The organism is Acinetobacter sp. 228, assembly GCF_048147885.1.
Map to the genome: position 1 here is coordinate 1 of NZ_JAYWYV010000441.1, position 1,168 is coordinate 1,168.

The 1,168-nt window shown below is 37.4% G+C and carries 1 protein-coding gene; it reads right to left on the bottom strand.

Annotation, left to right across the window (positions count from 1 at the left end):
- A partial coding sequence (locus VXQ92_RS19700) for a TonB-dependent receptor plug domain-containing protein (protein ID WP_416682931.1) occupies window positions 1–862 on the bottom strand: 862 nt, incomplete at its 3' end.
- Between the last annotated feature and the right edge of the window lie 306 nt (window positions 863–1,168).

Here is a 1,168-nt window from a genome sequence, read left to right on the forward strand (position 1 = left end):
TATTATTGACTGATCCGTTAAATAAACCATTAAAGGCCTGACACCCACCAATAGAAAGGTATTTACCAGTATCGGCATTTTTACGGCCCACAATAGTGTCTGGTTTTTCTCCCAAACGAGTTCGGCTCTTCATAAAATCCCGATCGGCTGCCCATATCGGTTCACGGCCGCTGAGTTCAATCCCATAAACGAGACTAAGCTTGTCTAAAGTTTTACTGCCACTCAGTTGTAAACGTAAGTTTTCACCACCTTCTTTAGTTCCACCTGCCTTAATATTAAATTGTGTGCCATCTGTTTTCTTTTTCAGAATAATATTTACCACGCCTGCAATTGCATCTGAACCATAAATTGCAGAAGCGCCACCGTTTAATATTTCAATACGGTCAATAATGGCAGTGGGAATATTGGCTAAGTTCACGAAATTGACAGAACCATCGTACGGTACAGGATAGTCTGCAACCCGATGTCCATTAATTAAAGTCAAAGTATGATTTGGACCTAAACCTCGCAAACTAATGGCGTTCGCTGCAGGTGTAAAAGTATTTCCATAATCGGCACCTTGCACAAAACCAGTGTTCTGCGTCAGGTTATTGAGTGCGTCAAATGCATTACTAAAACCTTGTTTTTCAATATCAGCTGCGGTAATGACGGTCACACTGGTCGGGCCATCTTTTTGTGCTTTTGAAATCCGAGAACCTGTCACCGCAACACGAACTACTTTATCTGATTTAGCTTGGTTTTGTGTTTGCTCTACGGTTTCTTGCGCATAGCTTTCTAATGGATGAAACAGTGCAACAAATACAAAAATAAATGAGCGCTTATTTTTTAAAGCCCCTACATATTTCAAGTTATTTAAATACATATTTATTAATAGACAAAATAAAGATCGCCCTACTATATCCACTTTTATTTGGTTGATTTATACACATTTTTTCTAGATATATTGATGTTTAAGATATACCAAATGGTTAATTATTTATCATAAAAACTCACAATAAACTAAAACCTTTTTCAATAAATAAATTCTGTTTATGACTCAAACCCATACCCTAACTGAGCAAAATTTTTAAAACTCTTATCGAACAGCAAAAATCTTTGGTTATTTTCTGCTAACATAGCTCCCCTAGCTAGTGAATCATGGAACGCAATAGGCCGAACCTCCCACACT